22 protein-coding genes and 1 other RNA gene are annotated in these 21,009 nt (G+C 69.7%); 16 read left to right on the top strand and 7 right to left on the bottom strand.

Features of this window, described 5'->3' with window-relative positions; all coding sequences use genetic code 11:
* Positions 1–5: 5 nt before the first annotated feature.
* Both AX721_RS04020 and AX721_RS04015 read left to right on the top strand, forming a co-directional pair.
* Positions 6–1,430, top strand: coding sequence for an MFS transporter (locus AX721_RS04020; protein WP_197422455.1), 1,425 nt, complete (start codon positions 6–8; stop codon positions 1,428–1,430).
* Between the two features lie 58 nt (positions 1,431–1,488).
* The gene (locus AX721_RS04015) at positions 1,489–2,913 is read left to right on the top strand and encodes an MFS transporter (protein ID WP_068874740.1); all 1,425 of its coding nucleotides are present in this window, start codon (positions 1,489–1,491) and stop codon (positions 2,911–2,913) included.
* A 10-nt stretch (positions 2,914–2,923) separates the two neighbouring features.
* Here the strand turns inward: AX721_RS04015 and AX721_RS04010 are convergent, their stop codons facing one another.
* Positions 2,924–4,063 (bottom strand): Mrp/NBP35 family ATP-binding protein, encoded by a 1,140-nt coding sequence (locus tag AX721_RS04010; protein WP_068874739.1) that lies wholly within the window; start codon positions 4,061–4,063, stop codon positions 2,924–2,926.
* A gap of 139 nt (positions 4,064–4,202) precedes the next feature.
* Between AX721_RS04010 and hflK the strand changes: the two genes are divergently transcribed.
* The 3 genes from hflK to AX721_RS28730 all read left to right on the top strand — a co-directional run bounded on the left by hflK (position 4,203) and on the right by AX721_RS28730 (position 6,697).
* A complete protein-coding gene (gene hflK / locus AX721_RS04005) occupies positions 4,203–5,363 on the top strand; it encodes an FtsH protease activity modulator HflK (RefSeq protein ID WP_068874738.1) in 1,161 nt (386 codons plus the stop codon).
* Positions 5,360–6,253, top strand: a complete 894-nt coding sequence (gene hflC / locus AX721_RS04000) for a protease modulator HflC (RefSeq protein WP_068874737.1) — start codon at positions 5,360–5,362, stop codon at positions 6,251–6,253. The genes hflK and hflC overlap by 4 nt, the downstream gene beginning before the upstream one ends.
* A gap of 81 nt (positions 6,254–6,334) precedes the next feature.
* Positions 6,335–6,697 carry a UrcA family protein gene (locus tag AX721_RS28730; RefSeq protein WP_082765382.1) on the top strand — a complete coding sequence of 121 codons (363 nt, stop codon included), beginning with the start codon at positions 6,335–6,337 and terminating at the stop codon, positions 6,695–6,697.
* A gap of 40 nt (positions 6,698–6,737) precedes the next feature.
* On the opposite strand, the gene AX721_RS03995 is transcribed toward AX721_RS28730, so the two are convergent.
* A complete protein-coding gene (locus AX721_RS03995) occupies positions 6,738–7,394 on the bottom strand; it encodes an HAD family phosphatase (protein ID WP_068874736.1) in 657 nt (218 codons plus the stop codon).
* A complete protein-coding gene (gene serB / locus AX721_RS03990; protein WP_156466996.1) occupies positions 7,394–8,284 on the bottom strand; it encodes a phosphoserine phosphatase SerB in 891 nt (296 codons plus the stop codon). Before serB ends, AX721_RS03995 begins: the two co-directional genes overlap by 1 nt.
* Here serB and miaA point away from each other — a divergent pair.
* The 4 genes from miaA to ybaK all read left to right on the top strand — a co-directional run bounded on the left by miaA (position 8,283) and on the right by ybaK (position 12,497).
* Positions 8,283–9,212, top strand: coding sequence for a tRNA (adenosine(37)-N6)-dimethylallyltransferase MiaA (miaA, locus tag AX721_RS03985; protein ID WP_068874735.1), 930 nt, complete (start codon positions 8,283–8,285; stop codon positions 9,210–9,212). The genes serB and miaA overlap by 2 nt on opposite strands.
* 168 nt (positions 9,213–9,380) lie before the next feature.
* The gene (locus AX721_RS03980) at positions 9,381–11,171 is read left to right on the top strand and encodes an acetolactate synthase 3 large subunit (protein ID WP_068874734.1); all 1,791 of its coding nucleotides are present in this window, start codon (positions 9,381–9,383) and stop codon (positions 11,169–11,171) included.
* 27 nt (positions 11,172–11,198) lie between these two features.
* Positions 11,199–11,972 carry a VOC family protein gene (locus tag AX721_RS03975; RefSeq protein ID WP_068874733.1) on the top strand — a complete coding sequence of 258 codons (774 nt, stop codon included), beginning with the start codon at positions 11,199–11,201 and terminating at the stop codon, positions 11,970–11,972.
* A gap of 54 nt (positions 11,973–12,026) precedes the next feature.
* On the top strand, positions 12,027–12,497 hold the full coding sequence (ybaK, locus tag AX721_RS03970; protein ID WP_068874732.1) for a Cys-tRNA(Pro) deacylase: 471 nt from the start codon (positions 12,027–12,029) through the stop codon (positions 12,495–12,497).
* Between the two features lie 2 nt (positions 12,498–12,499).
* Here ybaK and AX721_RS03965 read toward each other — a convergent pair whose 3' ends face one another.
* The 4 genes from AX721_RS03965 to AX721_RS03950 form a co-directional block, all read right to left on the bottom strand.
* Entirely contained in the window at positions 12,500–12,823 is a 324-nt protein-coding gene (locus AX721_RS03965) for a DUF6665 family protein (RefSeq protein WP_197422453.1), read from the bottom strand.
* A 36-nt stretch (positions 12,824–12,859) separates the two neighbouring features.
* Complete coding sequence (locus tag AX721_RS03960; protein WP_068874731.1) at positions 12,860–13,879, bottom strand: hypothetical protein; 1,020 nt, start codon at positions 13,877–13,879, stop codon at positions 12,860–12,862.
* A 283-nt stretch (positions 13,880–14,162) separates the two neighbouring features.
* Positions 14,163–15,380 carry an RtcB family protein gene (locus AX721_RS03955; RefSeq protein ID WP_068874730.1) on the bottom strand — a complete coding sequence of 406 codons (1,218 nt, stop codon included), beginning with the start codon at positions 15,378–15,380 and terminating at the stop codon, positions 14,163–14,165.
* 331 nt (positions 15,381–15,711) lie between these two features.
* Positions 15,712–16,305: a hypothetical protein gene (locus tag AX721_RS03950; RefSeq protein ID WP_156466995.1), complete on the bottom strand. Its 594-nt coding sequence runs from the start codon at positions 16,303–16,305 to the stop codon at positions 15,712–15,714.
* A gap of 81 nt (positions 16,306–16,386) precedes the next feature.
* On the opposite strand from AX721_RS03950, the gene AX721_RS27220 reads away from it, so the two are divergent.
* The 7 genes from AX721_RS27220 (at position 16,387) to AX721_RS03920 (ending at position 20,933) form a co-directional block, all read left to right on the top strand.
* Complete coding sequence (locus AX721_RS27220) at positions 16,387–16,734, top strand: hypothetical protein (protein WP_156466994.1); 348 nt, start codon at positions 16,387–16,389, stop codon at positions 16,732–16,734.
* Between the two features lie 329 nt (positions 16,735–17,063).
* A complete protein-coding gene (gene ilvN / locus AX721_RS03945) occupies positions 17,064–17,612 on the top strand; it encodes an acetolactate synthase small subunit (protein WP_068874728.1) in 549 nt (182 codons plus the stop codon).
* A gap of 33 nt (positions 17,613–17,645) precedes the next feature.
* Positions 17,646–18,635, top strand: coding sequence for a hypothetical protein (locus AX721_RS03940; RefSeq protein WP_068874727.1), 990 nt, complete (start codon positions 17,646–17,648; stop codon positions 18,633–18,635).
* Positions 18,627–18,986, top strand: a transfer-messenger RNA (tmRNA) gene (gene ssrA / locus AX721_RS03935). The genes AX721_RS03940 and ssrA overlap by 9 nt, the downstream gene beginning before the upstream one ends.
* Positions 18,987–19,201: 215 nt before the next feature.
* Positions 19,202–19,666 carry an SspB family protein gene (locus tag AX721_RS03930; protein ID WP_369796614.1) on the top strand — a complete coding sequence of 155 codons (465 nt, stop codon included), beginning with the start codon at positions 19,202–19,204 and terminating at the stop codon, positions 19,664–19,666.
* Positions 19,667–19,670: 4 nt separating this feature from the next.
* Positions 19,671–20,156: a PaaI family thioesterase gene (locus tag AX721_RS03925; RefSeq protein WP_068874725.1), complete on the top strand. Its 486-nt coding sequence runs from the start codon at positions 19,671–19,673 to the stop codon at positions 20,154–20,156.
* A gap of 9 nt (positions 20,157–20,165) precedes the next feature.
* Positions 20,166–20,933: a C13 family peptidase gene (locus tag AX721_RS03920; RefSeq protein WP_068874724.1), complete on the top strand. Its 768-nt coding sequence runs from the start codon at positions 20,166–20,168 to the stop codon at positions 20,931–20,933.
* Positions 20,934–21,009 lie beyond the last annotated feature (76 nt).

Genomic DNA, 21,009 nt, shown 5'->3' with positions numbered 1-21,009 from the left:
TGCTCGTGTCGGAACCCAAGGCGGCTCTTTCCGGTCATCTCACCCTGCCCGGAGTCCTGGCGTTCGCTTCGGCCAGCATCCCGATCGCCGCGCTGCAACTGGCGCTCTCCGTCCACCTCCCACGCTACTTCGCCTCCAGCATCGGGCTGGAGCTCGCCGTCGTGGGCGCCGCCTTCGGGCTGGTGCGCCTGATCGACATCCCCATCGACGCCGGTATCGGCGTGGCCATGGACCGGACGCGCACCGGGTTTGGCCGCTACCGCATCTGGATGCTGCTCGGTGCGCCGGTGCTGATGGCCGGCTTCTACATGCTGCTGGCGGCGCCGTCCGGCGTAGGCCTGGGTTACCTCGTGGGCTGGCTGCTGGTCATGTACCTCGGCTACTCGGGCGTCTACCTGGCGCACCTGGCCTGGGGCGCGCGGCTCGGACCGACCTACGAGCAGCGGTCGCGCATCTTCGGCGCCATCACCGGCCTGGGCGTGATCGGCGCCATGGCCGTGCTGCTGATCCCGATCCTGATGGGCGTCGCTGGCTACAGCGAGGCTGAGGGCATCCGCGCGATGATCTGGTTCATCATCGGCGCCGTGCCGGTCACGGTGCTGATCGTGCTGGCCTCCACCCGTGAGACCATCGCCAAGGACCACAGCACCGAATTCAGGGCGCGGGACTACCTCACCCTGATCCGCCGCGGGAACGTGCTCCGCCTCCTGGCCGCCGACTTCTTCGTGACGCTCGGGCCTGGCTGGATGGCCGCCCTCTACCTCTTCTATTTCCGCGATAGCCGGGGCTTCTCGATCGCCGAAGCCAACATCCTGCTGATGATCTACATCGCCGCCGGGTTCGCGGGCGCGCCGTTCACCGCCTGGCTCGCCAACCGGATCAGCAAGCACCGCGCGCTGATGTTCAACACCACGCTCTACTCGGTCGGGCTGATGATCCTGCCCTTCCTGCCGGCGGGCAGCTTCGTGATCTTCGCCCCCCTGATGTTCATCGTCGGCGCCATGGCGGCCGGCTTCACCGTCATGATCCGGGCGCTGGCCGGCGACATCGCCGACGAGTTGCGGCTGGACAGCGGGCGCGAGTGGATGGGGCTGGTCTACGCCGTCACCAACGCCACCACTAAGCTGGCGCAAGCCGGGGCCGTGCTGTTCACCTTCAACTTCGCCCTGACCGCGGTGGGCTACCAGGCCAAGGAGGGCGCGGTGAACACGCCCGAGGCGATCCGCGGCCTGGAGCTGGCCTATATCGTCGGCCCCATCGTCTTCGTCATGGCGGCGGGGGCCTGTTTCATCGGCTACAGACTGTCGGCCGACCGGCACGCCGAGATCCGCGAGAAACTGGCCGAACGCGACGCCCTGGCCGAGGGCGGCAGCATCGTCGAGGCGATGGCGGGGGACCCGGAGTTCCCGGCGGTGAGAACCACGACCTGATCCAGACTTAGCGTGACGCGCACGGCGCCCGGCAGTGGCGCCGGCGCAGGGAGGACAGATGACAGCCACCGCCGGGCCCAATGACAGGCGCCTCCCGCTCAGCCTCGCGCTGACCTTCGCGGCGACCAGCCTGCCGTTGCAGGCCCTGATGATCGCGGTGGCGGTGCACCTTCCGGCCTACTTCGCCGCCAGCATCGGAGTGCCGCTGGCGGTGGTCGCCGCAGCCTTCGGCACGGTGCGCCTGATCGACGTGCCCATCGAGGTCATGCTCGGCCTCGGCATGGACCGGACCCGGAGCCGGTTCGGCCGCTACCGCGTGTGGACCCTCGCCGGCGCGCCGCTGATGATGCTGGGCCTCTACATGCTGCTGACCGCCGGCCGCGGCGTCGGCACCGACTACCTCATCACCTGGCTGCTGGTGATGTATCTCGGCGTCTCGATCCTGATGCTGTCGCACCAGGCCTGGGCCTCGACCCTCGCCAAGTCCTACGACGACCGCGCCCGGCTGTTCGGGGTCATGATGGCGGTGGGTGTGCTGGGGGCGGTCAGCGTGCTGGCGATCCCGATCGTCATGGAGAACGCCGGCTACAGCGACGCCGAGGGCGTACGCGCCATGGTCTGGTACCTGATCTTCCTGACCCCCGTCGCCGTCGCGCTCGTGGTCTGGCGCACGCCTGAGACCATCGCCGCAGAGGCGCCAGGCCAGCGCTTCCGCCTGCGGGACTACTGGGAGTTGGTCACGGACCACAGCATGTCCCGCATCCTGCTCGTCGATCTGGTGGTGTCGCTGGGTCCCGGCTGGATGGCCGCGCTCTACCTCTTCTACAGCCGCGACTACATGCAGTTCACCGCCGCCGAGGCGAACATCCTGCTGGCGATCTATATCCTCGCCGGCGTGTTCGGAGCCCCGTTCCTGGCCTGGCTGGCGACGAAGATCAGCAAGCATCGTACGGTGATGCTGACCGCGGTTGGCTATTCGCTTCTGCTCGTCACCCTGCCGTTCCTGCCCAAGGGCTATGTCCTGGCGTCCCTGCCCACCCTCTTCTTCACGGGCTTCCTGGCGGCGGGATTCAACGTCCTGACCCGGGCCATGACCGCCGACGTCGCCGACGAGATCCGTCTGAAGCAGGGCAAGGAGCGCAGCGGCCTGCTGTTCGCCATGACCACCCTCACCACCAAGATCGCGGCCGGCGGCTCGATCTTCCTGACCTTCGGCGTGCTTTCCCGCGTGGGCTACGACCCTCAATTGGGTCAGCGGAACAGTCCCGAGGCGATCAACGCGCTCATGCTGTCGTTCCTCATCGGCCCGATCGTGTTCGTCATGCTGGGAGCGGCGTGCCTGATCGGCTACCGCCTGACGGCCGAGCGCGCGGCCGAGGTGCGCCGCCAGCTCGAGGCGCGGGAAGCGACCACCTTCGACCCCGCCGCCGCCCTGGAAGGTCTCACCGGCGAGGAGTTGCCAAGCCCGGCGTCCACCCGGTGACGCGCGCCGTCTAGGAGAGCTTGCGGGCCAGCTCCAGGAACGCCTGGGCCGCCGCGCTCTCGGTATTGGTCGCCACCAGCGGCCGTCCGGCGTCGCAGGCTTCGCGCAGCGGCACCTCGATCGGAATCTCGGCCAGCAGCGGCACGCCCAGCCGCTCCGCCTCCCGCCGAGCTCCGCCCTCGCCGAAGATCGGCACGCGCGCGCCGGAGCTGTCGGCGAAATAGGCCATGTTCTCGACCACGCCCAGGATCGGCGCGCCCGTCTTCTCGAACATCTGCGCCGCGCGGCGGGCGTCGATCAGGGCGATCTCCTGCGGCGTGGAGACGATCACCACCCCGTCCATCTTCAGCTTCTGCACGAGCGTGAGCTGGATGTCGCCGGTGCCGGGCGGAAGGTCGATGACGAGCACGTCCAGCGGCTCGGCCTCGGTCCCCCAGTTGGAGTTCAGCAGGCTGCGCAGGGCCGAGGAGGCCATGGGGCCGCGCCAGATATTGGCGGTGCCCGGCTCGACGATGAAGCCGATGGACATGACCTTCACGCCCCACGCCTCCATGGGGTTCAGCCGCTTGTCCGCGTCGAAGGTCGGGTCGCCGTCGACGCCCAGCATGGTCGGCGCCGAGGGGCCGTAGATGTCGGCGTCGAGGAGGCCGACCCGCTTGCCCAGCACCGCGAAAGCCGCGGCCAGGTTGGTCGAGACCGTCGACTTGCCCACTCCGCCCTTGCCGCTGGCGACCGCGATGACCTTCTTCACATGCGGCGGCCGCACCGCGTCCACCATCGGGTGGAGCTGGGCCTGAGGGTCCTCCGCGATGCGGGCGCGGCGGGCCGGCGGCGTCTCGCCAGGCTGCGGCCGGCGGGGACTGACCTTCAGTTGCGGCGCCGACGGCGCCTGAAGTTCCGAGGTCAGCACCACCTGCGCCGTCTCGACGCCGTCGGCGAGGGCCAGCACCTCCTCGGCGCGGTCGCGCACCGTGCGGTAGAGGTCGATGTCGGCCGGCGCGACCTCCAGCATGAAGGCGGCGCGGCCGCTACGCAGCACGAGGCCGCGCACCAGGCCTGCGCTGGCCAGCCCCTTCCCCGACTTGGGATCGATGACCTCGTCGAGGGCCTTCAGGATGGCCGTCCGGTCGGGGCCTGCCGCTTCGCTCATGCCGCTTTGTCTTGCTTTGCTCAGGTGGGGGTCTCATATCCGGCTGGAGGCGCCGGTTTACAAGTCCGATGGGGGCTTTAGACACGGGCGTTCAAGGGACTGAGTGAATGTCCCGAGGGAGCATGACGCGAACCACCTGATGCCCTGGAACGACAACGCCAACCCGGGACCCTGGGGTTCGCCGTCCGGCGGCGACGACAAACGCGACCAGCCACGGCGCCCCTCGGGCGGCGGCGGCGGCCCGCGCCGTCCCGGCGGCCCCGACTTCAACGCCAATTTCGATCAGATCGCCCAGCGCCTGCGGGACATGATGGGCGGCCCGGGCGGGCGGCCCAGGCGCGGATTGATCCCCATCATCGCCGGCGGCGTCTTCGCGCTCTGGGCGGCCTCGGGCATCTATCTGGTCCAGCCGGGCGAACAGGCGGTGGTGCTGACCTTCGGCTCCTATTCGCGGTCCGCCTCCCCCGGGCCCAACTACCACCTGCCCTTCCCCATCGAGCGGGTCGAGAAGGTGGCGGTCACCAAGCTCAACAACACGCTGGTCGGCGGGAGCGGCCCCGAGGCCGACTCTCCGGCCGAAAGCCAGATGCTGACGGGCGATGAGCAGATCATCGACATCGACTTCAGCGTCACCTGGCGCGTGTCGGACGCCGCCCGCTATCTGTTCGCCACGCGCGACCCCGAGGCGGCCGTGAAGGCGGTCGCCGAGAGCGCCATGCGCGAGGTGGTCGGCAAGACCCCGCTCCAGCCCATCATCTCGACGGGCCGAGGCCAGGTGCAGCAGCAGACCGCCGAGTTGATGCAGCGGACCCTGGACTCCTGGGGCGCCGGCATCAGCATCGTTGAAGTGCAGATCCGCTCGGCCAACCCGCCGCCGGAAGTGGTCGGCGCGTTCCGCGAGGTGAACAACGCCCAGCAGGACGCCGACAGCGCCGAGAACGAGGCCAACACCTATCGCAACCGCGTGATCAACGAGGCCAAGGGCGACGCCGCGCGCATCACCCAGGCCGCCCAGGCCTATCGCGAGCAGGCCGTGCGCGAAGCCACCGGCGAGGCGGCGCGGTTCAATCAGATCTACACCGAGTACCGCCGCGCCCCGGGTGTGACCCGCGACCGTCTCTACATCGAGACCATGCAGCGGATCCTGCAGTCGTCCAACAAGGTGGTGATCGACGCCAAGGGCGCCACGGCCCCGATCATCCTGCCCCCCGACGTGTTCCGGCCGCGGAGCCAGGCCCTGGCGCCCCCGCCGCAAGTCGAGGCCGCGCCGACCCAGCCCCAGTCGAAGGGCGCCCAATGACCAGCTCCCGCCATGTCGTCTACGGCCTGCTGGCCGCCGCGCTCCTGTTCACCCTGACGCAGACCTTCTTCGTGGTCGACCAGCGCCAGCAGGCGCTGGTGGTGGCCCTCGGCGATCCGGTCCGCGTGATCAACGCGCCCGGCAAGAGTGAGGCGGGCCTGCACCTGAAGGTCCCGTTCTTCCAGCAGGTCTTCAAGATGGACCGGCGCAACATCGCGCTGGAGGCCGACCAGGAGGAGATCATCACCGCGGGCCAGGAGCGGCTCGTGGTGGACGCCTTCATCCGCTACCGCATCTCCGATCCCCTGCAGTTCTACCGCACCCTGCGCGACGAGCAGACGGCGGCGGACCGGATCGAACGACTGGTGAACTCGTCCCTGCGCCAGGTGCTGGGCTCGGCCAGCGCCACCGACATCATCTCCGGCCGCCGCGCCCAGCTGATGCAGCAGGCCCGCGTCGACGTCGATCGCAGAGCCAAGGCCTCCCGCCTCGGGATTGAGGTCATCGATCTGCGCATCCGCCGCGCCGACCTGCCGGCCCAGAACCGCGAGGCGGTCTTCCGCCGCATGTCGACCTCCCGCCAGCAGGTCGCCGCCCAGCTGCGCGCCGAGGGGGAACAGAAGAAGCGCGAGATCATCGCCCAGGCCGACAAGGAGGTGGCGATCACGCTCGCCACCGCCCGTGAGCAGTCGGGCCAGATCACTGGTGAGGGCGACGCCCTGCGCACCCGGATCTTCGCCAACAGCTTCGGCAAGGACCCGTCGTTCGCGGCCTTCTTCCGCTCGATGCAGGCCTATGAGGCAAGCCTCGCCGACGGCGAGACGACCCTGGTCCTGTCCCCCGATAGCGCATTCTTCCGCTACTTCGAACGCGGTCCGACGGGACGATAGGACGCCCGCCACTTCGTGAACGCCGCGCGATGCCGGCTTGACTCAATTTGTTACGCCTGTAGAAAATTACTTGCGTAACAAATGGAGGCGTCGGTGCATCGGATAGGCATGTTGTTGCTAGCCGCCGCCGCTCTGGCGGGCGCGGCGCAAGCAGAGCCCCGTCGCGAACTTCTGATGGCGCGGGTGGTCATCAGCGACCTTGATCTCACCAGCGCGGCGGGTGCGGCTGCAATGCTGGCACGGCTCAACGGCGCCGCACGTGAGCTTTGCACCCAACCGCGATCCCAACTGTTTCCTGGTCGGGAAGGCCGCGAGTGGCGCTGTCGTCGCGAAGCCGTCGCCGCCGCGGTCGCTCGGCTGAAGGCTCCGCCGCTCACGCTCGCCTACGCCCAATGGCTCTCCGCAGAACCGGCCGAGAGGCCCCCAAGCCCATGGGTCCGGTGACTGTCCCTCCTCCCTGGTCCCGGCCGGGAGGAGGGTTTTTCTAGCCCAGCCAGGTCCGAACCTCATGCAGGTCGCGGGCGATGCGAACGCAGAGCGTCTCCATCTCCTCTGTCGGGTCCAGCATGTCCGGCACCATGACCGTCATCATCCCCGCCGCCGAGGCGGCCCGAACGCCATTGTGACTGTCCTCCAGCGCAAGGCAGTCGACAGGATCGATCCCCAGGGCCTCCGCGGCCTTCAGGAAGGGCTCGGGATGCGGCTTGCCGCGAGTCTGGACGTCGCGGGTGATCAGGGCGTGGAAGCGGTCCACCAGGCTGTGCGGCCCCAGGCTGGCGCGGACGCTCTCCAGGCTGGACGAGGTGGCGATGGCGCGCGGCAAGCCCAGGTCGTCAAGATGGTCCAGGATCTCCACCGCCCCCGCCTTGAGCGCGATGCCGGCGGCCAGCTCTTCGCGGAAGTGGGCGCTGACGGCGGCGGACCAGGCCGCCAGGTCGAAGCCGTCGCCGAAATGTTCGATCAGGATCAGGTCGCTGTGCGCGTGCTGCAGGCCGACCATGCGCTGGAAGGTGCCGAACGGCATTTCCGAGCCGATCCCGCCGGCCGCCCGCTGCATGGCCCGGTAGACCACCGTCTCGGTGTCGACCAGCAGGCCGTCCATGTCGAACACCACGGCCTTGGGGGTGCGGGGAAGCGCCATCAGTCGGTCGCGAACTGGTCGGCGCAATAGCCCTGGAAGTAGAGCAGCGCCGTGAGGTCGGCGTGGTCGACCTTGGCGTCGGCCTCAGCCGCCACGATCGGCTTGGCGCGGTAGGCCACGCCCAGTCCCGCCGCCTCGATCATGGCCAGGTCGTTCGCCCCGTCTCCAACCGCCAGGGTTTCCGATAGCGGGATGCCGAGGTTGGCGGCCTCTTCTCTCAGCGCCGCCAGCTTGGCTTCGCGACCGAGGATCGGTTCGCCAACCTGGCCCGCCAAGGCGCCGTCCGCCTCGATCAGGGTGTTGGCGCGGTTGGCGTCGAACCCCGCTGCCTCCGCCACCCGGCGCGTGAAGAAGTTGAAGCCGCCCGATACCAGGAACGCCTTGGCGCCATGGGCGGTCATGGTCCGCACCAGCGTCCGCGCGCCGGGGTTGAGCCGCACCCGCTCGTCATAGGCCCGTTGCAGGTCGGCGAGCGGCAGCCCCTTCAGCATCGCCACCCGCGCCTTGAGCGCCCCCTCGAAGTCCAGCTCGCCCCGCATGGCCCGCTCGGTGATCTCGGAGACCTGAGCCTTCACGCCGGCGAAGTCGGCCAGCTCGTCGATGCATTCGACGTTGATGATCGTGGAGTCCATGTCGGCGATCAGCAGGCGCTTCCTGCGGCCGGCGGCGGGCTGGAGGCAGGCATCCACCGCCACGTCGACCAACGCTCCCTCCACCTTCGCGCGCGCGTCGGCCGGAGCGGCGATCACCGGGATGTCCAGGGCGCCATCGCCCAGCGGGATGGGCGCCTTGACGCCCGCCCCTGCGGCTGCGAGCGCTGAAGACGCGCGATCCGCGGCTATGGCCGCCTGGGCCGGATCGGGGCCGACGAGGGTGAGGACGAGTTCCATGACGGGCCGCATCTGGCTGATCGCCGGACCGACCGCAAGCGGCAAGTCCGCCCTCGGGCAAGAGCTGGCGCGGTCGACGGGCGGCGAGATCGTCAATGCCGATTCCATGCAGCTCTACGCCGGCCTCTCGGTGATCACCGCAGGGCCGACCGCTGATGAACTGGCCGCCGCCCCGCATCACTTGTTCGGCACGGTCGATCCGGCCGATGGCTGGTCGGTGGGCCGCTGGCTGAGGGCGGCGTCGGACATCATCGCCGACGTCGGCGCACGCGGCCGCGATGCGATCGTGGTCGGCGGCACAGGCCTCTACTTCAGCGCCCTGACCAAGGGCCTGGCCGAGATCCCGGAGATCCCCGCGGAAGTCCGCCATGCCGCGGCCGCCGAGTTCGAGGCGATGGGCGAGGAGGCCTTCCGGTCCAGGCTGGCGACCGTCGACCCCGCCGCCGCGACCCGCATCGAGGTGGGCGACCGTCAGCGGCTGACCCGCGCATGGGAAGTTCATGCCGCGACCGGCGTCTGCCTCACCGATCATCAGGCGAGGGCCTCGGGCGGCCTGCCCGCCGGCTCCTGGACGGCCGTGGCGCTGGAGCCGCCGCGCGAGGCGCTGTACGCGCGCTGCGACGCGCGGCTGGAGGCGATGATCGCAACGGGCGCCCTGGACGAGGTGCGCGCCTTGATGGCCCGCGGCCTCGACCCCGCCCTGCCCGCCATGAAGGCGGTGGGCGTCCGCGAGTTGGCCGCCCATCTGCGCGGCGAGACGAACCTTCCGACCGCGCTGGCCGCCGCCCAGCAGGAGACCCGCCGCTATGCCAAGCGCCAGATGACCTGGATGCGCGGGCAGATGGCGGGCTGGCCGCGGATCGACGCCGCAGACCACCCGCACCAATGGAGGCAGTTTCTTGCGCTCCACCCCACCTTGACGGGCTAGGCAGAGCATGCGACACGCCGTTTCCTATCTTTCGCGGGAAATCTCGTGCGCAACATTCTTGTACTCGTAGGGCGGCCGTAACGGACTGACGATGGCGTCAGGACCGACCGGTCGCTTGTCCCAGGCCCCCAGAGGGCCTTTTTTATTGCCCTGAACCCCGAGCCCCACATGTCCGCCCACCAGACGATCGAAGCCCAGCAAGACACCATCTCCGGCGCCGAGATGGTCGTGCGCGCCCTTATCGACCAGGGCGTTGAGGTGCTGTTCGGCTATCCGGGCGGAGCGGTCCTGCCCATCTACGACGCGCTGTTCGCCGAGCCGCGGCTGCAGCACGTCCTGGTCCGGCACGAGCAGGGCGCGACCCACGCCGCCGAAGGCTATGCCCGGTCGACCGGCAAACCGGGCGTGGTCCTGGTCACCTCCGGTCCCGGCGCCACCAACGCGGTCACCGGCATCGTCGACGCCCTGATGGACTCGATCCCCATGATCGTGATCACGGGCCAGGTCGCCACCCACCTGATCGGCACCGACGCCTTCCAGGAATGCGACACCATCGGCATCACCCGGCCCTGCACCAAGCACAACTACCTGGTGAAGGACGTCGCCGACCTGCCGCGCGTCCTGCACGAGGCGTTCCATATCGCCACCTCGGGCCGCCCCGGCCCGGTGGTCATCGACATCCCCAAGGACGTCCAGTTCGGCAAGGGCGTCTACAAGGGCCCGGGCGAGGTGAAGCACGCCCACAACTATTCGCCCCGGACCAAGGGCGACGCCGGCAAGATCGCCGAGGCCGTCGCCATGATCGCCAAGGCGAAGAAGCCGATCCTCTACACCGGCGGCGGCGTGATCAACGCCGGCCCGAAGGCGGCCCGGCTGTTGCGCGAGTTCGCCGAACTGACCGGCGCGCCGGTGACCTCGACCCTGATGGGCCTGGGGGCCTTCCCGGCGTCGGACCCGAAGTGGCTGGGCATGCTGGGCATGCACGGCTCGTTCGAGGCCAACAACGCCATGCACGACTGCGACGTCATGGTGGCCATCGGCGCACGCTTCGACGACCGGGTGACTGGGCGCCTGGACGCCTTCGCCCCCACCTCGCGCAAGATCCACATCGACGTGGACGCCAGTTCGATCGGCAAGAACGTCCGCGCCGACATCGGCATCGTCGGCGATGCGGGCCAGGTGCTGGAGGACATGATCGCGGCGTGGAAGCAGCGGAACCTGGCCACCGATCCGGCCGCCATGAAGACCTGGTGGACGGAGATCGATGGCTGGCGAGCTCGCAACTCGTTCGGCTATGCGCCGGACAGCAAGCTGATCAAGCCGCAGTACGCCATCCAGCGCCTGTACGAGCTGACCAAGGACCGCGACACCTACATCACCACCGAGGTCGGCCAGCACCAGATGTGGGCCGCCCAGTTCTACCATTTCGAGGAGCCGAACCGCTGGATGACGTCCGGCGGCCTGGGCACCATGGGCTATGGCCTGCCGGCCGCCGTGGGCGTGCAGATGGCTCACCCGGACGCCCTGGTCATCGACATCGGCGGCGACGCCAGCGTGCAGATGACCATGCAGGAGATCTCGACGGCCGTTCAGTACGACCTGCCGATCAAGGTGTTCATCCTCAACAACGAGTGGATGGGCATGGTGCGCCAGTGGCAACAGCTGCTGCACGGCGAGCGCTATTCGCACTCCTACTCCTCGTCCCTGCCCGACTTCGTGAAGCTGGCCGAGGCCTATGGCGGCGTCGGCTTCCGCGCCGAGCACCCCGACGAACTGGACGACAAGATCCGCGAGATGGTCGAGGTCCGGAAGCCGGTGTTGTTCGACTGCCGGGTCACCAAGGAAGAGAACTGCTTCCCGATGATCCCCTCCGGCAAGGCGCACAATGAGATGATCATGGCCGAGGAAGCCCGGGATCTGGGCTCGATCATCGACGACGCCGGCAAGCGGCTGGTCTAGGATCGGGAGCCTCAGCAGGAGGCGCCCATGTCCGACCACGGCCGTTTCATCTGGTACGAGCTCATGACTCCCGACGTCGCGGGGGCCCGGGCCTTCTATGGCGACGTCGTCGGCTGGACCGCCTCGCAGATGCCGGGCGGCGACATGCCGTACTGGGTCCTGGAGGCCGACGGCTATGGCGTCGGAGGCGTCATGGCCCTCGGCGAGGACCACAAGGCCGCGGGCATCCCGCCGAACTGGACGGCCTATGTGGCGGTGGACGACGCCGACGCGGCCGCGGAGAAGGCCAGGAGCCTGGGCGGATCGGTGATGCGCGAGCCGCAGGATATCCCCGGCGTCGGCCGCTTCGCGATCATCGCCGATCCCGCGGGCGCGGTGCTGGCGGTGATGAAGCCCACGCCGCCGCCGGGCGGACGGCCGGAAGCGCCGAAGGACGCCCCGGGCCATACCGGCTGGCATGAGCTGTACAGCGGCCCCACCGACGCCACCTTCGCCTTCTACCAGGCGCTGTTCGGCTGGACGAAGGACGAGGTCCACGACCTGGGCCCCATGGGCGCCTACCAGCTGTTCAGCAACCAGGACGGCCAGGTGGGCGGCATGATGCAGAAGCCGGACAACGTCCCGGCCACGTGCTGGCTGTACTACGTCCGTGTCGGCGATATCGACGCGGCGGCCGGGCGGGTCCGGGCCGGCGGCGGCCAGGTGTTGAACGGCCCCATGGAGGTGCCCGGCGGCGACTGGGTCTTGCAGGGGATGGATCCGCAGGGCGCCATGTTCTGCCTGATGGGCAGGAAGGGCTGAAGGCGACGGCGCAGGCTTCCGGCGTGGTCCCCGCACCGGGTATCGAAAGCATCGATGAGTCGAACAACGCCCGCCACGCTGGCCCTCGATGCGGCTGGGGTCGCCTATCGCCTGGCGACCTACGACTACGATCCGAACGCCGAGCGCGTCGGCCTGCAAGCCGCTGAGGCGCTGGGGGCGCCGCCCAGCGAGGTGCTGAAGACCTTGATGGTGCGCGCCGACGGCAAGCCCGCCTGCGTGGTGCTCGCCTCGGACCGCGAGGTCAGCATGAAGAAGCTGGCGGCTGCCCTGGGCGCCAAGTCCGCCGAGATGATGAAGCCGGCCGACGCCGAGCGGATGACCGGCTATCGGGTGGGCGGGGTCAGCCCCTTCGGCCAGAAGCGCGCCGTCCCGACGGTGATCGACGCCGATGCGGCCGCGCTTCCCGAGGCCTTCGTCAATGCGGGGCAGCGCGGATTGCAGGCCAGGCTCGCCCCGGCCGACCTGGTGCGGGTGCTGGGCGCCGCGGTGGCCCGGATCAGCTGAGCTCAGCGCGCGCCCAGGCGCGCCAGCACTTCGCGCGGGATCCCATACTCGGCGATCACGGCGGCGCGGTCGCGCAGCCCCATCACCTCTCGCTGCACGAAAAAGCCCCAGACCGCGTCGGCCGCGGCCTTGACCAGGAGCAGACGGCCCTCGCCCTCCGGGTGCTCGCGCAGGGCGGCCAGCGCCGCCTCCACCTTGCGGCCGGCGCGGCCCAGGGACTGGGCCTGTTCCTCCAGGAGTTCGTGGTGCAGCACGGCGTCGCCGGCCTCGAAGTCGAGGCGGCGGCCGAGGTTGCGGGGCGGGCGAAGCGAGGACATCGGGGCCATGTTGGCGCCCGATGTCCCCAAGGCAAGCGCGGCCGTTCAGGCCCCGAAGACCTCGACCAGGTCCTCGGCCACCGACGGCAGCCGCCAGTCCCGCCCGACGTCGCGGCTGAGCGCGCGTTCCAGCTGCCAGCCGCTGCGGCCGACGTGCACGCCCAGGGCGGCGAGCTCGGCGGCGAGGGCCCGGCGCGCCTCGGGATCCAGCACCTCGTTGTTCGGCCCCTTCGCCTCCTCCAGCCGCCATCCGAAGATGGCGTCGCGGCTGATCTCGACGATCGCGCCGGTCCCGCGCGTCCACTCGTAGTAGGCCGAGAACCCGCCCACGGCGTGGGTCACCCGGGTCGCCAGGCAGTTGGCATAGCGGCGCGCGGCGGCGCGCAGGGCGGCCTTGGTGGCCAGCGGCTTCAGCGTCGCCGTGCCGGCGAACGGCGGCGCCGGCGGCTCGGGATAGAGGTCTTCCCGCACCGCGTCGAACAGCGCCGCTTCGCTCTCGGCCCCGGCCCACCGCGCGGCGGCCGCCCGCGCCACGGCCGGACTGGACCGGCACGCGATGGCGCCCGCCGCCTCGCCCAGGGCCTGGGCGGCGTCGTCGGTCAGCACCAGGGCGAGCTGCAGCGCCCGGCCCATCGGCTCGGGCAGCCGCGTCAGCCGGCCGACCGCCGCGCCGTCGATGGCTTCGGCATGGCGCAGCAGCTTGGCCGCCGCCGGGTCGGCCAGCAGATCCAGGAGCCGGCTATAGGCCGGTCCGCTCCAAGCGGTCTCGCCCAGCCGCCCAAGCGCCCGCTCCAGACCGGGGGGCGAGCGCCCGAGCGCCAGGCGGATCGCCTCGCGCAGCCGGCCGCGCAGGATCACGCCCGCCAGGGCGCCCAGGTCGCGGTCCATCGCCAGCGTCAGGCAGACGAGATGGCGGCGGGACGTGGCGGCGGTGAGGAAATCGGTGTGCGGATCCGGCCACAGGCCGGCCACGGCGGGTGCGAACTCGCCCGCCACCAGCTTCAGGAGGGCCGTGGGTTCGGTCCGCTCCGGAACCGGCGCAACGCCCGAAAACAGCTTGAACATCTTAGGCTCCGAGGGATGCGCCGTGATCCCAGGGAGCACAGCGCGGTCAGCGTCGAGTGATCGGCGCGTCCGGCCCGGCGGCGACGCGCACGCAAAGGTCCGCCCGCGGGCGATCCTTTTCCGTCATGCGATTGTGCGTCGTCATTCGAAGGCTCTCGTTCGAGAAGGAAGGCTGTCTCTCACGCCCCGCGGCCGCGCGGCAAGGCAAAGGTTAATGCCGGCTGCGCAACACCGGGCGGCTGTGGCCTCGGGGCCACGCCAGGTTGTGGCGCGGCCCCTTGGGTCAGCCCTTCACGCAGACCACCTGCCGGAGGGTGTGGACGATCTCGACCAGGTCGGCCTGCGCCGCCATCACGGCGTCGATGTCCTTGTAGGCCATCGGCGTCTCGTCGATCACGTCGGCGTCCTTCCGGCACTCGACGCCCACCGTGGCGGCCACGTGGTCGTCCAGGGTGAAGCGCCGCTTGGCCTCGGCCCGGCTCATGGCCCGGCCGGCGCCGTGCGAGCACGTGCAGAAGCTGTCCGGGTTGCCCTTGCCGCGCACGATGAACGACCGGGCGCCCATCGAGCCCGGGATGATCCCCAGTTCGCCGAGCCCCGCCCGCACCGCACCCTTCCGGGTCAGCCAGACGTCCTTGCCGAAGTGCCGCTCCTGGGTGACGTAGTTGTGGTGGCAGTTCACCGCCACCTCGGCCGTCGCCAGGTCCGGGAACACGCCCCGGAGCACGTCCAGCACCTGCCCCATCATCACTTCGCGGTTGGCCATGGCGTACTTCTGCGCCCAGCTCACCGCGCGGATGTAGGACACGAAGCCGTCCGACCCTTCCGGGAAGTAGGCCAGGTCCTTGTCCGGCAGGTGGATGAACCACCGCTCCATGTCCTTCTTCGCCTTCTCGATGAAGTAGGACCCGAACCGGTTGCCCACGCCCCGCGAGCCGGAGTGCAGCATCACCCACACGTCCCCCGCTTCGTCGAGGCAGAGCTCGATGAAGTGGTTGCCGGTCCCGAGCGTGCCCAGGTGGCCGAGCCCCCGCGGGTGCGCCGCCTTTGCGTCACGCTCGACGATGGCGTCGTAGCCGTCCTTCAGGGCGGCCCACTTCTCCAGCGCCAGCGCCGGCGGATCGCCCTGGTGGGCGCCGACGTCGTTGCGCCCGCCGTTGTCGGTCCGGCCGTGCGGGACGGCGGCCTCGATGGCGCTGCGGATGGCGGCGAGGTCATCCGGCAGATGCTCGGCCCGGATGGAGGTCTTCACCGCCATCATCCCACAGCCGATATCCACGCCCACGGCCGCCGGGATGATCGCCCCCACGGTCGGGATCACCGAGCCCACGGTCGCGCCCATTCCCCAGTGCACGTCGGGCATCACCGCGATGTGCCGGTGGATGAACGGCAGGCTGGCGACGTTTCGCAGCTGCTCGCGCGCGCTGTCCTCCAGCTGGACGCCGCGGGTCCACGCCTTGATGTGGACGCTCTTGCCTTCGATCACGTCATAGCCGCTCATCGGACTTGTCCTTTCGTTGTCCGGTCCTCCCGGCCCCCCGCGGCGGCAAAACGTCCTTCCGAAACGAAGAACCCCTCCGCGGCCGGGCCGGGAGGGGTTCTTTCGATCAGCCTCAAGGATGATGAGACCTAGTTCGAAGCATCCTCCCACGCGCGCACGCCCATCCGCTCGACCTGGCGGCCGAGGGTGGTGGCGGGCGAGTAATTGGGCTGGTGCTTCGACATGGCTCTCGTCCTTGAGGGCGGCGCAGGTAGCACGTTCGCCCGGACGGTCAAAAGCCGTGTTGCGGTCGGGAACAAGCTTGGCGGCAGGTGTGGCCGCGGAACCACGATCACCCCGGCGGGCCGGTCGCGCGCCGGTGAGCCAGCGGATCGTGCGGCGTGCGCCGCGCGGGCGATGGGGCGAGCGCCACGCTGGCGCCGGAGCCGGTCAGGCGCGCGCGGAGCGCGGTCTGCGGGCGGACGCGGGCCCGGGCAAATTCTGGGGTGGGCGCGACCTGGGCGAGGAGTTCGCGCAGGGTCGGAAGCTCGGCGGGCGGCGGCCCCGGAAGCCGGGCCGCCGCGTCGGCGACGCCCTCCAGCGTGCGCAGGAGGACAGGAAAGCTGGCGCGCTCGACATCGCGGTCGCGGTCGCGCTCGGTGTAGCGCTCGCCGGTTTCGGCGGGATCCCGCTCCAGCGGCTCGGCGCGCTCGTCTTCGCGTTCCGCCTCGCGCTCCGCCGGGACTGCGGCCTCGCGGCGCAGGCGCAGCTGCAGGGCGATCCCCACCCGAACCGAGAAGAAGGCGCGGTCGAAGGCGCTGAAAAATTCCAGCCGCCGCTCGTGGGTCTCAGCCTGCTCGGCCGCCTGGCCGAACGCCTTGCCCAGGCGGTACGCCACCTGGGTCAGCTCGGCGAGCTGGACATTGCTGGGAACGGCGTCGGCCATGGAACAAAAGTAGAACATCCGCGGAGTGCGGTCAAGTGCGGGCGTTCAATGCGGCTCTAGGACAGCGGGAGGGAGGTCGGCTTGCGACCCATTGCGGACCTTGGCAATAGGTATCACGGTGCGGTGATGGGAACGAAACTTAGTGCCGAGGAAGCCGGAGCCTACGAGGCCCTCGACCGCCTGCTATTTCGGCAATGGGATCCGATCGGCGTCTATGAAGCCGACGGGCCCGACGATGAGTATCGAGCCTATCTGCCAGGCTTTTGGGAACTCGTGCGAACCGGTTCACCGGACGCTCGGGTCGTCGAGTATCTCGCCAAGATTGAGCGCGAGCGGATCGAGTTCGAGACGAGCGACGAACATCGAATGGATGTAGCTCGAAAGGCGGCTGCCCTGGTGGCTGCCTGGCGCCTACCTGTCCGCCCGTAGCGAACTTCAGCTTTCCACCCATTGCGGAGACCGATCCGCGGACGCGCGACAAGGGCGCTCGTGATGTCAGTGTAGAGCATTCCGGCGGGTCGGCAGGGTGTAGACGGCGATGAAGGCGTCACGCCCGACCATCGGCAAAAGCTAGGCCGCCGACGCTGCCTGCGTCATCCGTCGTGGCGCAGCTTCAAGGTCCCGTCTGCTGGGTCCCGGGTCTTCGCGCTGCGCCGCGCCCGGGATGACGAACATCGGGAGCGAAGGCCGGCCCCCTCTCCCATTGCGACGCGCCCCGTCCTGTGACACCTCCTGCCCGACCGTTCAGGAACCGCGCGATGACCGACACCCAGCCTGCCTCCGTCTACGACCTCGCCCATACGGACCAGGAGGAGAGCCGCGCCACGTTCGCGGTGCTGGTGGACAACGAGCCGGGCGTCCTGCACCGGGTGGTCGGGCTGTTCGCGGCGCGCGGGTACAACATCGACAGCCTGACGGTGGCCGAGACCGACGCCAACGCCCACACCAGCCGCATCACCATCGTCACCCGCGGCACGCCCCAGGTGCTGGCGCAGATCGAGGCCCAGCTGCAGAAGATGGTCTCGACCCGGCACGTACAGGACGTGACCAAGGACCCCAACGGCATCGAGCGCGAGCTGGCCCTGGTGAAGGTGCGGGGGACGGGCGCCGAGCGGGTCGAGGCGCTGCGCGTCTCCGACATCTTCCGGGCCAAGGTGGTGGACACCACCCACGAGAGCTTCGTGTTCGAACTGACGGGCGCCTCGTCCAAGATCGACAAGTACGTGGACCTGATGAAGGGCCTGGGTCTGGTGGAGGTTTCGCGCACCGGCGTGCTGTCTCTGCAGCGGGGCGTCGAGGTCTTCTAGGGAACCGCGGCGGCGGCCCAACTCTTTCATGGCGTGTCGATACGCGTCGCCCTCGCCTGCCTGATCGCTGTCAGCGTGGCCGCCCCGGCCTCGGCGCAGCTTCCGCTGTTCGTGCCCATTCCCGGCAAGAAGGCGAAGCCGACGGTGATCGGCCCACCGCCCGGCACCCCGCCCGCGGAGGCGGAGATCTGGCCGTTCCCGCCCCCGGATCCCAAGAGCTGGTGGGAGGAGAAGCGCCTCAAAATTCCCGAGGCCGCCGACCCGCTGGGCGGCCGGCGGATCCGCCGCGGCGAGGCCCAGGCCGCCCCGGACAATGGCGTGGCGCCCTCCACCTACCGGCTCTGGGGGCTGATGCCGCTGCAGTGGCAGCTGGTGCGGGGCGACGAGATGATCCTGGAGGTCTGGACCCGGCCCTCCAACAGCGTGCGCCAGACCGTGACCCGGGTGACGGTGCGCAGCGACGGCAAGGCCTTCGTCCAAGGGCGCGCGGGTCTGGCCTGCTGCGAGGCGGTGATCGGCCGGCGCATGGGCTTCGACTCCGAGCTGCCGCCCGGCTCGGCGCAGCGGTTCCAGGCGCTGCGCGACCTGCCCCTGTGGAAGTCGCCCCGAGACGTGCGGGTGGTGGAGGCCGACGCGGCGGACGCCCTGTGCCTGCTGGGCTCGTCCTACGACGTGACGCTGGTGACGCGGGGCCAGGCGGTGACCCTTCACCGCGCCTGCGACCCGGCCGAGGTGGGCGAAGCGGCCGATGTCCTGGAGGCCGTGCTCGGGGCGGCGATGGGACACGATCCGAGGTTCGACGTGATCTTCCCGGGAGGCGCCAACTTTTCCAACGCCCGCGAAGCCTATCGTGAGCTCGTCGCCAGCGGCGGCCGTCTGAAGGTCAACCCGGACGCCCGCCTGCCGCCGCCCGGCGCCGAGCCGGCCCCCGCGCCCGAGGTCGAGCCGCCTGAGCCGGAGCCGCAGGCGCCTCCGCCGCCCATGCCGCGCGCCGCGGGTGCGGCAGAGCGCCCGGTTCTTTGAATTTCGGTGCGCTGCGCCTATATGTAGGGCGTCGGGTTCGCCCGACTATGGAGATAAACGCGCGTATAATAAGCGGACTGGACCCGGGTGCGATTCCCGGCGGCTCCACCAATCTTCCTCCGGGTTATCGCCGGAAAGTGAGGGGCCGATCAGCATCGACAGACGTGTAAAGGCGCTGCTTTCTCTCGGCTTGACCCACCGTTCCGGGTCTTAAACTAAATGCGAACGATAACTTCGCTGAGGAAGTTCGCCTGGCTGCGTAATGCGGTCCGGTAACATCCGAACCAAGTCCTAGGGGTTCAGATCCTTAGGCGGGGCCCGGGAGGCGCCTGCCAACAGAAGCCTCCCACCCAACCTTTCCGCGGCGCCTCCCATCTTCAAGTGAGAACTTGGAGGCGCCTGCCAACAGAAGCCTCCCACCTTCTTCCAAAATTGTCCCTCCGGCAGAGAAGCGCGCGACTTTCCGTCGTCTAGCCTTGCGTAAGGGCCGGCAGTCGCTACCTTCCAAACATTCGTTCTGCTTCGGAGTTTTGCGTGTGGCCCAGGATCCGCCGGTCCAGGATCTGATGAACTACGAGGCCCTGGCGCAGGATGCGTTGCGGGGCGTCGCCAAGGCCGCGCTGAAGCGCGCCGCCGCGCCCGAGGGGCTGCCCGGCTCACACCACTTCTACATCACCTTCAAGACCGACGCGGCGGGCGTCTCCGGTCCCGTGGACCTGCTGTCGAAGTACCCGGACGAGATGACCATCGTCCTGCAGCACCAGTACTGGGACCTCGCGCCCGGCGAGACCTTCTTTTCCGTGACCCTGCAGTTCGGCGGCCAGCCCAAGCGGCTGTCGATCCCCTACGCGGCCATCACGCGCTTCTACGATCCCTCGGTGCAGTTCCTGCTGCAGTTCGAGCCGCCGCCAGCCGCGCCCGCCGAGGCGAAGGCCGCGCCCGAGGCGAAGACCGACCCCAAGGCCGACGAAGCGCCCGCCAAGGCGGCGGAGGCCACGATCGTCTCCCTCGACCAGTTCCGGAAGAAATGACCGCATGAGCGACGTGGCGGCGCCCGAGCCCTCTCAGGCCGAGGACGGGGCCCTGACCGACGAGGCCATCCTCCAGCGGTTCCTGCGCACCAAGAACCAGCCGACCGGGTCCCAGACGCTTGGCTTCCGGATGGTGGGCGTCAACCAGGCGACCAAGTCCGTCGAGGTCGAGTTCGACGCCAAGGCCGAGCTGCTGCTCAACCCCATGAAGCAGATCCAGGGCGGCTATCTCTGCGCCATGCTGGACGAGGCCATGAGCGTGGCCTGCATGGTGGCCTCGGGCATGACCGCGGTCGCGCCGACGCTGGAGATGAAGACCAGCTTCTTCCGCCCCGGCCAGCCGGGGAAGATCAAGGGGATCGGCCGCGTGGTGAAGTGGGGCCGGCAGGTCGCCTTCACCGAGGGCGAGCTGTATGATCCGGAGGGCCGGCTGCTGGCCAAGGCCACGGGCACGGCGATCCCGACCCCCTTCGCCAACTACAAGAAGTAGGCGTCCCGCATGGCCCGCCTCCTCGCTTTCCTCGCGGCCTTCTGGCTGGCGGCGGCGGCGGGCGGGGCGCAGGCGGCCTCGGCCTTTTCGGACTGGTCGGCGGTGGTGGTCGCCGGCGACTGGCACGCCCACGACGGCGCGCCCTCGGAGGGCTTCGACAACGCCCGGCGCGACGTCAGCGCCGCCCTCGTCCGCGCGGGCTTCCAGCCGGGCAACATCCGGCAGTTCTCGGTGCGGCCTGAGCGCTACAAGGACACCAATCCGCAGAAGAGCGAGCTGCGCGGGATCTACGCCGCGCTGAGCGACCTCTCCGCGCGCACGGCCGGCGGGTGCCTGTTCTACATGACCTCGCACGGCCTGCCGCAGGGCGCGCAGCTGGACCAGGGCCTGCTGCGGCCCGGCGTGCTGGCCGACATGCTGGACCGCACCTGCGGCCCGCGGCCGACGGTGGTGGTGATCTCGGCCTGCTTCTCCGGCGTCTTCGTGCCGACCCTGGCCAAGCCGAACCGGATGGTGGTGACCGCGGCCCGGCCCGACCGCACCTCGTTCGGTTGCGGGCAGGACATCAAGTATCCCTATTTCGACGACTGCTTCCTGTCGGCCATGCCCCGGGCCAACGACTTCGGAACCCTGGCGGGCGCGGTGCGGGAGTGCGTACGGCGGCGCGAGATCGCCGAGAAGCTGAGCCCGCCGTCCGAGCCGCAGGTCTGGGTCGGCGCGCAACTGCGGCCGATGCTGCCGCTCTACGCCTTCGACAGCCTGCGCACGACCGACTAGGCGCGGCCGCTCCGCTCGATGCTGTGGGCGACCGGCGTTACAGGCGCCGCGACTCAACCGAGATGCTATGGTCGAG

It is taken from the genome of Phenylobacterium sp. CCH9-H3 (assembly GCF_001557235.1).
GTDB lineage: Bacteria > Pseudomonadota > Alphaproteobacteria > Caulobacterales > Caulobacteraceae > Phenylobacterium.
The sequence above is the reverse complement of the archived record's forward strand: the minus strand, read 5'-3'. Positions and strand labels throughout refer to the sequence as shown.